The organism is Arthrobacter sp. BE255, from assembly GCF_031457335.1.
In the GTDB taxonomy this organism is placed as follows: domain Bacteria; phylum Actinomycetota; class Actinomycetes; order Actinomycetales; family Micrococcaceae; genus Arthrobacter.
This window is the reverse complement of record NZ_JAVDWK010000008.1, coordinates 215,509-226,918: the sequence shown is the minus strand read 5'-3', so window position 1 is coordinate 226,918 and position 11,410 is coordinate 215,509. Positions and strand designations below refer to the sequence as shown.

The following is an 11,410-nucleotide window of genomic DNA, read 5'->3' as shown; positions in this document are numbered from 1 at the left end:
TGGTGGTCCTCAATGATGTGAATTCCGGGAATGTGTGGCTGGTGAACCAGAACATGCAGCTCGTGAACAACTGGGACGACGTCATCCCGCCCAAGGAGACCTCGGACGACGCCGACAAGGACTCCGCCGACGAAGTCCAGCAGACAGTCCTGCCGGACCGGACCAAACCCAACAGCGCACCGGTGGCGAACCCGGACTCCTTCGGCGTCCGCGCCGGGAAAACCACCATCCTGCCGGTCCTGGACAACGACACCGACCCTGACGGCGACATCCTGACGGTCCGTACACCCGATGCCCTGAAATCGGGATCCGTTGCTCCCATTTACGGCTCCACAGGCTTCCAGATCACAGTCCCCGCCGAGAAGACCGGCAGCGAAAGCTTCAAATACACGGTGGACGACGGACGCGGACTGTCCGCAACCGCCGACGTCGCCCTGAACATCGTGCCGCCCGGCGAGAACTCGGCACCACGGCAAAAGGCGAACCGCAACACCACCCTGGTGCTGCAGGCCGGCAAGAGCATCACCCAGAACCTCCTCACAGACTGGATCGATCCGGACGGCGACGACCTCTTCGCCGTGTCCGCCGCAAGCACCGATCCCCAGGACCAGGTCAGGATACGTCCCGACGGCCAGCTCACCTTCCAGGACTCAGGAACTGCACCGGGCCGCAAGGTCCTGACCGTTACGGTCTCTGACGGCCAGGCCACCGCCGAAGGAAAGATCACCGTTGATGTCCGCCTGCCCGGAGCGCTCCCGCCGATCGCCAACGCCGACCACGTCGTTGCCGTCGCGGGTGCGGACACCGTCATCACGCCGCTGAAGAACGATTCCGACCCGCAGGGCGGAGTGCTGAGGCTGGCCCAGGCCACGGCGGATCCCCAGTCAACGGCCACGCTCAATCCGGACCAGCAGACCTTTACCTTCAATTCCGCCGCTCCCGGAGCCCACTACGTCTCCTATCTGGTCACCAACGGCCCTGCCAGTGCCCAGCAGCTGGTGCGCGTTGACGTAGTGCCCGGGAACAACGAGGGCGTGCCCGTCGCTGTTCGCGACATTGCCCTGCTGCCCACCGGCGGCGACGTCCTGGTGGACGTGCTGGGCAACGACTCTGATCCTTCAGGCGGTGTACTGGTGGTGCAGTCTGTAACCGCCGACGCCGACCTGCCCGTCAGCGTGGCAGTGCTGGACCATTCTGTGGTCAGGATCACGGACATCCGCGCCCAGGGCCAGCTGACCCTCAAGTACACCGTCTCCAACGGCCGCTCCTCGGCTGCCGGCGAGATTTCCGTCCTGATGGTCCCGGCGCCCACCAAACTCCAGGCACCCCAGGCCAAACCGGACGAAGCCACCGTCCGGACCGATGACGTGGTCAGTATCCCGGTGCTGGCCAACGATACTGACCCGAACGGCCGGAAGCTCACGCTCGTTCCGGAGCTTGCCCAGCAGCCGGACGCTGCCGACGGCCGGATCTTCGTGTCCGGGGACTACCTGCGGTTCGTGGCGGGTCCGGAGCCAAAAACCGTCTACGCCATCTACAAAGTCCAGAACGAGTCCGGCCAGATTGACTCCCAGCAGGTCACCATCCGCATCCAGGCCCGCGACGATGAGCGAAACTCCCGTCCGGAGCCGAGGAACCTCACCGCCCGCGTTGTCGCGGGGATGGTGGTAAAGATTCCAGTACCCCTTGACGGCATCGACACCAACGGCGATTCCGTCCAGCTCCTGGGCATTGACAAGGCGCCCGGCATGGGAACTGCGGTGGTCAAGGACGGCTACCTTGAGTTCACCGCCGCCGGCGACGGAGCAGGAACCGACACCTTCACCTACCGGGTACGGGACCGGATCGGGGCGGAGAACACGGGGACAGTCATCGTGGGCATAGCGCCGCCTGAACCCAACAACCAGAAACCCGTCGCCATTGACGACGCCGTGGACATCAGGCCCGGACGGAACGTGGCCGTCGAGGCACTGACCAACGACTCCGATCCGGACGGCGACCCCATTTCCTTGCTTTCGAACTCTTTTGAAGCCAAGCCGGAGCTTCAGGTTGAAGCGACAGACACTTCCAAAGTGCGCTTCAGGGCACCGGCCGCGGCGGGCAATGAAAGCATCCGTTACCAGATCCAGGATGACAAGCAAGCCCAGGGCAGCGCCGTCATCCGCGTCAGGGTCAGCCCTGACGCCCCACTTCAGCGGCCCATTGCCAAGGACGACAGGGTGAGCATGTCCGAGACGCTGGGCAAGACTGCCGTGGATGTTCCGGTCCTCAAGAACGACTCTGATCCTGACGGCGTGGCCGAAGAGTTGAAAATCTCGCTTCCCGACGGCAACCCCAACGCCCGCGACGGCGGCTCGGGTAACGTCGTCGTGACGCTCGCGGCGGCGGACCAGCTCATTCCGTATTCAGTCACCGACACTGACGGACAAACGTCGACGGCGGTGATGTGGATTCCCGGCGTCGGCGAGCAGTATCCGACGTTGGCCAGTACCGACGTCGTAGAGGTGATGTCCGGCAAGGAAGTGACGCTCGACCTGAACGAGTTCGTGAAGGTGCGGGAGGGAAAGCGCCCCCGCATCACGGTCGCGGAGAAAGTCCAGGTACAGGGCGGTTCCCCGGAGGGCGTCATCGTCTCCGACGGCACAGGCCTCCGCTATGCGGCAAAGCCGGACTACGTTGGTCCCGGGTCGCTGACGTTCGAGGTCACCGACGGAAACAGGGCCGATGATCCTGAAGGGCTGAAGTCCACCCTTGTCATCATGACCCGGGTCATCCCTGATCCAAACGCCAACCATCCGCCGACCTTCAGCGGCGGCTCCCTGGACGTGCCGAAAGCGGAGACCGCCACGCTGGACCTCTCCGGCCTGGCAAAGGACGTGGACGAAAAGGACCAGGGCAACCTCAAGTTTGAACTGGACGGCACCCTCCCCACCGGGCTCAATGCCGAGCTGGACGGGCCGGTGCTGAAAGTCACCGCGGAAACTTCTGTGGGCGTCGGGTTCACCGGAGCCATTCCGCTGAAGGTCACGGATGGCCGTTCTCCCGCGGTAACCGCAACGGTTGTGGCCAGGCACGTCGCGTCCAACCGGCCGATGCCGGTAGCCAACGACGACGCCGTGGACAAGGCCAACGCCGGACGCACCGAAACCGTCAACGTCCTCGCCAACGACTACAACCCCTTCACCGACACGGCCCTGAAAATCGTTGCGGCCAGCGTGGAAACGGGCTCAGCCAGCGGCCAGCCCGTAGTTGAGGGTGATTCCATCAGGGTGACTCCGTCAGAGGGCTTCAAGGGCGTCATGGTGATCCGGTACACCGTGACGGACAAGACCGGCGACCTGTCCCGCCAAGCCAGCGGCCGCCTGCGGCTCACAGTCCGGGACAAACCCGACGCGCCGTCCGCGCCGTCCGCGACCGATGTAAGAAGCCGCACTGCGGTCCTGAAATGGGCCCCGCCGTCCGACAACGGAGCGCCGATCACCAAATACACGGTCACATCCAGCGGGTTCACCCAGGAATGTGTGACAACAACCTGCACTTTGAGCGGGCTCACCAATGATGTGAAATACGTCTTCACTGTCACCGCCACCAACGAGGTGGGCGACTCCATTTCATCGCCCCCATCAAACGAAATCCGGCCGGACGAAAAACCGTCGCCGCCGGAGGCACCCGCCGTCAAGGCCGGCGACAAGGACATGCAGATCACCTGGGCGCCGGCGAAAACGGAGGGCTCTGCCGTGAAGGAATACAACCTCGAGATCTCGCCGCCTCCCGCCAGCGGCGTCGCCGTGAAGAACGGCGTCACCGGGCTGAGCTACACCTGGCCCGCGCTCACCAACGGCGTCAAATACAAAGTCCGGGCCCAGGCCGTCAACGAGCTCGGTCCCTCCGAATGGGGCATCTACTCCGCCGAGGACAACCCGGCAGGGGTTCCGGCAGCGCCGGCGGCCCCAACCTCGGCCGTGGCATCTTCGGTGGGGACCCAGAACCAGCTGAAGGTCAGCTGGAACGAACCGAACACCAACGGCGATCCCATCCGGACCTACTACGTCACCATGAGCGGCGGGGGCGGGGCAGCCCAGACCCAGACCGTCGCCGGCACGGAACGGACCGCCAACTTTACTGCGAACAACTCCGAGTCCTCCTATACCTTCACCGTCCAGGCGGAAAACAAAGCCGGAAAGGGTGCCGTCAGCGCCCCGTCGGCGCCCCGCCGTGCCACCGGCAAGCTCGGCCAGGTTTCCGGCGTCACCGCCGCTCCGGCCAACACGGGAGGAGCCGGCAGGCAGCTGACCATCAACTTCAGGCCGCTCACCGACGCCGAACGGAACGGTTCGGCCCGGGACGAGGTCAGCTACAGCTACAACGCCAGCAACGGTGCCAGCGGACCCATCACCCCCGGCGGCACGGTCGGCGGATTCAGCAACGGCGCGGAGGTCGCGGTTACCGTGACAGCCAACTCCAGCGTGGCACCCAGTTCCGATGCCAGTACACCGGCCCGCGCGACGCCCTACGGAGCTCCGGGTACGCCGTCCGCTTCCGGACAGAACGGCGGCCAGAACCAGAAATCCTTGAGCTTCAGCTGGAATTCCCCGTCGACGGCCACCAACGATGTGGCGTACACCCAGATCAGGATCGACGGCGGGACCTGGGAACGGGTAGCTGCGTCAGGAAGCCGAACCGTGAACACCGGCGGCTTCGACGAACGGCATTCCATCGACGTGCAGACCGTCAACTCCCTTGGAACAGGCGGCGCCATGGCGACGGCTGCGGCCCAGTCCGGCCCGGCCAAGACCAGCTGGGATGCCACCGTACCGTCGGCCGGCTACCGCACGTGCACGGACTCACCCGCTTCCGGCCAGACCTCGTGGGACTCAACCACTCCCGGCCACCTCTGCGGCGGCCAGGTCCGCGGGTACCCGTGGATCTACACCGGCGACAACTTCACCGTGAGCTGCTGGATGTGGCGCACCACCGGCGACGGCCGCGGCGCCGGCCAGTGGTACCTGATCAGCTCGCAGGCTGACGGCCGCTACGTCGGGCGGACCATCCATTCCAACAACACAACGCTCGGAAACCCCGGCCCGCACGGGATTCCGGAATGCCGCTAACGAGGACAGGGGAGGTCTCCCCATCGCAGCCCCTCAAGGGGTTGGGTAGGCTAACGCGGGGAACAGAGAGCCTGATACCGGGTCTTTCGACAGGCTCGCCTGGGGGCAGCCACAAATTTGAGGGAAAAGTAACGCTGTGACAACTCTGCTGGGGAAGCTTGGGCTGAAGCGCCATAACAGACTCACGAAGCGCCATAGGCGTTTGGTGTCTGGTGGGGCGTTTGGTGTTGCGGTGGTGGTGTTGGTGACGGGTGCTGTGTTGTATCCGGGGTTCAAGACCACTGAGGTGGAGTTGAACGATGGTGGTGTGTGGGTTGTTTCGAAGTCGAAGAATGCTGTGGGGCGGTTGAATTATCCGTCGCGGGTTCTTGATGGTGCGGTGACTCCTGCGAGTACGACGTTTGAGATCCTTCAGAATGCGGGGGATGTGTTTGTGGATGATGAGACGGGTTCGACGTTGAACCAGGTTTCTCCTGCGAATATGCGTTTGGGTGGGGATAAGCAGTTGCCGGGTTCGGCGGAGGTGAGCTTCGGGGCGGATGTTATTTCTGTGACGGATGCGTCGTCGGGCAAGGTGTGGGCGGTGTCGCCGTCGACGGTGAATGGTTTTGACCAGGAGGCGTCGGAGCCGGTGATGGTGGGGTCGGCGGGTCTGGTGTCGGCGGTGGGTGCTGATGACCGGATTTATTCTGCGGATCCGAAGTCCGGTGCTGTGACTGTCACAACGGTTGATGCGGATGGTGGGGTGGTGTCCTCGGATTCGAGTACCTGGGGTGAGCTGAAGGGTGCCGGGGATCTGCAGATCACGGTGGTGGGGGATAAGCCGGTGGTGCTGGATGCTGCGGCGGGGAAGCTGTTTTTGCCCGGTGGTAAGCGGCTGCAGTTGGAGAACGCGCGGGATGCGAGGTTGCAGCAGGGTGGTCCGGGCAGTGATTTTGTGGCGGTTTCGACGCAGAAGGCGTTGTTGAAGCAGCCGTTGGATGGTTCGGCGGCGAAGACGGTGGCCTTTGATGGTGAGGGTGTGCCGGCGGCGCCGGTGCAGTTGGGCGGGTGTGTGCATGCGGCGTGGTCCGGTGCTAACAAGTATGTCCGGGATTGCACGAATGATGCTGATGATAAGAACGTTGAGGTGCCGAAGGCGAGTGCGTCGCCGTCGTATGTTTTCCGGGTGAACCGGGACCTGGTGGTCCTCAATGATGTGAATTCCGGGAATGTGTGGCTGGTGAACCAGAACATGCAGCTCGTGAACAACTGGGACGACGTCATCCCGCCCAAGAACGAATCCGACGAGCAGGACCAGGAATCGGCCGACAACAACACCATCAACGTCCTCCCGGACCGCACCAAGCCCAACCGGCCGCCGGAAACCAAACCGGACGCCGTGGGCGTCCGGCCCGGACGCACCACCATCCTCAGCGTCCTGGACAACGATTCCGATCCCGACGGCGACGTCCTCACTGCCGCCGTCGGCAACGCGGGGCCCAAAGCCGGAAGCCTCGAAAGCATCTACGGCGGCACCGCCTTCCAGATCTCGGTGCCGGCGGACGCCCAGCCGGGCACCGAAACATTCGACTACAACGCTGCCGACGGCCGCGGCCTTTCCGCGGGCGGCCAGGTCACGCTCAGCGTGGTGGGCCCGGAGGAAAACCGGCCACCCCAGTTCAAGCGCGGCGGTGACGCCACCACCATGCTGGTGGAACAGGGCAAGACCGTCAGCCAGAACATCCTCACGGACTGGATGGACCCCGACGGCGACGACCTGGTCCTCATGGACGCGAAAGCGGACAACGACCAGGACCAGGTCAAGGTCCGGCGCGACGGCCTGCTGACTTTCCAGGACTCCGGCGCCACCGCCGGCAAGAAAAACGTCACCGTCACCATCTGGGACGGCCGTGCCACGGTCACCGGAAAAGTCGTGGTCAACGTCCAGCCACCCGGCGCGCTGGCCCCCGTCGTCAACGCGGACCACGTCACGGCAGTGGTCGGCCAGGACCTGGTGATCGCGCCCCTAAAGAACGACGTCGACCCCAACGGCGGTGCACTGCGCCTTGCCCAGGTTGAAGCCAACGGACCGGCCGATCTTGGACCCGTGACCGACGGCGGGACCTTCACGTTCAAGAGCACCACCCCGGGACCCGTCTACCTGACCTACATTGCAAGCAACGGCCCGCAGAGCAGCCAGGGACTCATCCGCGTGGACGTCGAATCCGGCAAGGACACCGGCGACCCCGTCGCCGTGCACGACGTCGGCCTGATGCCCACCGGCGGCAGCGTGCTCCTCGACCCGCTCGCCAACGACTCCGACCCCTCCGGCGGAGTACTGGTCCTGCAGTCCGTGCAGCTCCCGGACAACATCACCGCGTCCGTCAGCGTGATCGACCACAGCGTCCTTCGCATCACCGACGTCCTGGGCACCAAGGAACCGTTCCTGTTCGAATACACCATGTCCAACGGCCGCAAGTCCGCCACCGGCAGCGTCTCCGTGGTCCCGGTGCCCGCTCCCGCCGTCGTCGAAGCCCCCCAGCCGAAACCGGACGAAGTGAACGTCCGGGTCAACGACGTCGTCACCATCCCCGTGCTGGAGAACGACACGCACCCGCAGGGCGAGAAGCTGACCGTGGATCCGGTCCTGCCGCAGGGCGTGGATGAGCTGGACGGCAAAGGCTTCGTCTCGGAAAACACCCTGCGGTTCATTGCAGGTTCCCAGCCGAAGACCGTCCGGGCCATTTACAACGCCGTGGACCCGCAGGGTCAAAAGAGCGCCGCTGCGGTGACCATCCACATCCTTCCGCTGGAAGGGTCCGAGAATTCCCGGCCCCAGCCCCGGAACCTGACCGCACGCGTGGTCGCGGCCGGTACGGTGCGCATCCCCGTGCCGCTGGACGGCATCGATCCCGACGGCGACTCCGTGCAGCTGACCGGAATCGACAGCACGCCGGCCATGGGAACCGCCACAGTGGGCAGCAACTTCATCGACTTCACCGCCGCCGGCGACGGCGCCGGAACCGATACGTTCCGTTACAAAGTGGTGGACCGCCAGGGCGCCGTCAACACCGGCACCGTGACGGTGGGCATCGCCCCGCGCGGCGAAACCAACCAGAACCCCACCCCCGTGGACGACGAAGTCAAGGTCCGGCCCGGACGCCAGATCGCCGTCGACGCCACCGGCAACGACACCGATCCCGACGGCGACATCATCCGCATCCTCACCGACGGCATCGAGGCCGACGATGCCCTGCAGGCCACCGTCAGCAAAACAAGCGGCCGCATCATCCTGCTGGCGCCGGGTGCCGCGGGGACGGTCAACGTGCGGTACACCATCGCCGATGACCGTGACGCCACCGGCCAGGCCACCATCCGCGTGGTGGTGGACAACGAGGTTCCGCTGCAGGCACCCATTGCCCGCGACGACAGGGTGACCTCCGCCCAGACCATGGGCAAGACGGCCGTGGATGTACCGGTCCTGAAAAACGACGAAGATCCTGACGGCGTGGGCGAGAACCTGAAGATCAGCACCGAGGCCAGCACGGCACGGCCCGGCGCCGACGGCAACATGCTTGTTGACCTGACGGAGCAGCCGCAGCTGATTCCCTACACCGTGGAGGACGTGGACGGGCAGAAGTCCACCGCGATCATCTGGGTGCCGGGCATCGGGCAGCAGGTCCCCACACTCGCGAAGGACGAGGTGATCGAGGTCATCGCCGGCCAGTCCGTGACCGTGGACCTGAACGAGTGGGTCAAGGTCCGGGAAGGACGCTCCCCGCGGATCACGCAGACAGACCGGATCAAACTCATCGGCGCCGAGGGCGGGGACCCCACCGGCGGCAGCGCGACGTCGCTCAAATACACCGCGGGCACCGACTACGTGGGGCCGGGCTCGCTCAGCTTCGAGGTGACCGACGGCACCGGTCCGGACGATCCCGAGGGCCTGAAGTCCACACTCAGCATCCGCACCAAGGTTCTGCCCGATCCCAATCGGAACAACCCGCCCACCCTGCTGGGCGCCACTGTTGAGGTACCCAAGGGCGAATCGGTGGACCTGGACCTGGGCCCCCTCACGTCGGACCCCGACCGGGACGACGTTGACAACATGAAGTACGAACTTGTTGGCGGCAGCCCAGCCAGCTTCAACGCCAGGATCGACGGCAAGACCCTCAAAACGTCGGTTGACGGTTCAACATCCACCGGCACAACGGGCGCCATCCAGGTCAAAGCCAAAGATTCACGCGGGCTTGAAGCCACCGCCACCTACCAGCTGGCCGTAACAGCTTCCAACCGGCCCAAACCTGTGGCCAACGATGACCTCGAACCCAACGCGGCCGCCGGAAAGCCGGTCACGGTGAAGGTGCTGGCCAACGATTCGAACCCGTTCCCGGAGACGGCACTGAAAATCGTGGCCGCGGGTGCCGAAACCGGAAGCGGAAACGTGGAGGTGTCCGGCGACTCCGTGGTGGTTACACCGGCTCCGGGTTTCTCCGGGTCCATGGTGGTTTCCTACACGGTGGCGGACAAGACGGAGGAGTCCTCACGGCAGGCAACGGCCCGCATCCGCCTGACCGTCAAGGACAAGCCACTGGCACCCACCACGCCGCAGGCGCAGAGCGTGGGGGACCAGACCGCCCTGCTGAACTGGTCGGCTCCGGCAGACCGCGGTTCACCCATCACCAAGTACACGGTCTATGGCGAGTCCGGCTTCCGCCAGGACTGCCCGGCGAACACCTGCACCTTGAACGGTCTCATCAACAACACCAAGTACCACTTCCAGGTGACGGCCACCAACGAGTTCGGTGAGTCGGACCGATCCCCGGCCTCCGCCGAAGTCCGGCCCGACGTCAAACCGGACACCCCGCTGGCGCCCACACTGAAGTTCGGTGACAAGCAGCTCTCCGTGACCTGGGTGGCGCCCGCCAGCAAGGGGTCCCCAGTCAAGTCCTACGACCTGGAGATCTCGCCCGCCCCGCCGGGACAGAACGCGCAGATCCAGAACCTGACAGCGGTCAGCTACGTCTGGAAGGGACTCCAGAACGGCGTGTCCTACAAGGTCCGCGTCCTGGCCCGCAACGATGCCAAGGACCCGTCCGAATGGAGTCCCTACTCAGCTGCCGAAATACCGGCGGGTGTGCCGGCGACTCCAGCAGCTCCCACCGCTTCGCAGGCCGGCTCTGTTGGTACGCAAAGCCAACTGAAGGTCAGCTGGGCAGCGCCGAACAACAACGGTGATCCTGTGTCCTCGTACACTCTCACCACCCTGCGGGGTGGGGCCGTTGTGGCCTCCCAGCCGGTAACGGGCGGAACCACGCAGAACGTCACCGTGGACAACTCCGAGGCGAACTACACGTTCACCGTCTCGGCCACCAACAAGGCCGGTACCAGCGGAACCAGCGCGCAGTCCGCCCAGATCCGGGCGGCAGGCAAGCCGGGGCAGGTCAGCGGCGGCACGGTGGCCGATACGGGCACCAGCGGCCAGCTCAGGGTGACCTTCACACCACTGACGCAGCCCCAGCGCAACGGGTCGCTGGAGACCGAAATCCAGTACACCTACAACGCGGACGGCCGGTCGGGGAGCATCCCGGCCGGCGGCGGAAACATCAACGGACTGACCAACGGCCGGGACATTACGGTCACCATCATCGCCACGTCCACCAAGAACAACGTCTCCGGCGACGCCAAAGCCATCGGCACCGGCAACCCCTATGGACCGCCCAACGCGCCCAACGTGGACGGACGGACCTCGGCCCAGGGGGATGGCGACGTGCACTGGACGTGGAATAACCCGGCCACCAATGGCCGCCCGCTCGATCACTTCGAGGTCAGTTATGAAGGGGGAGCCTGGACCAGTGTTGGCTTGGCAAACCGCTTCGACCGATCGGCTGGCGGCTGGGACCAGGTCCGCACGCTGAAGGTCCGTGCCGTGACTGCGGCGGTGGGCCCCGCAGGCCAGGCAAATTCCCGTTCCGGGGCGGACCCCACACCCCCGCCGCCCACGTCGTGGGGCATCACGGCAAGTCCGGTCCGCAGCTGCACCGAACCCCGCAAGGGCACGGACAGCTATGTCGCCGGCAACCCGTCACAATGCAACGGCGAGGGCAAATGGCTGGATGCCGGCGCCGCCGCGCAATCGGACCGCTACCAGGTCTGGTACAAGACGTCCAACAACCCCACGGGCATCTGGTACCACCTCACCAGTGGCATGGCGGCCGGCAACTGGCTCCGCTGCGACACCTCGAACCTGGGGTGCAACCCACCCAACGGGATGCCCAACCGCTAGTCAGCTACCACTCGACCCAACGGTCGGGCCT

2 protein-coding genes are annotated in these 11,410 nt (G+C 65.2%); both read left to right on the top strand.

Annotated features, from left to right (window positions below; translation table 11 throughout):
• The first annotated feature begins 41 nt into the window (after positions 1-41).
• Positions 42-5,111, top strand: a complete 5,070-nt coding sequence (locus tag J2X42_RS15195; RefSeq protein WP_310166510.1) for an Ig-like domain-containing protein — start codon at positions 42-44, stop codon at positions 5,109-5,111.
• 136 nt (positions 5,112-5,247) lie between these two features.
• Positions 5,248-11,379 (top strand): Ig-like domain-containing protein, encoded by a 6,132-nt coding sequence (locus J2X42_RS15190; protein ID WP_310166508.1) that lies wholly within the window; start codon positions 5,248-5,250, stop codon positions 11,377-11,379.
• Positions 11,380-11,410 lie beyond the last annotated feature (31 nt).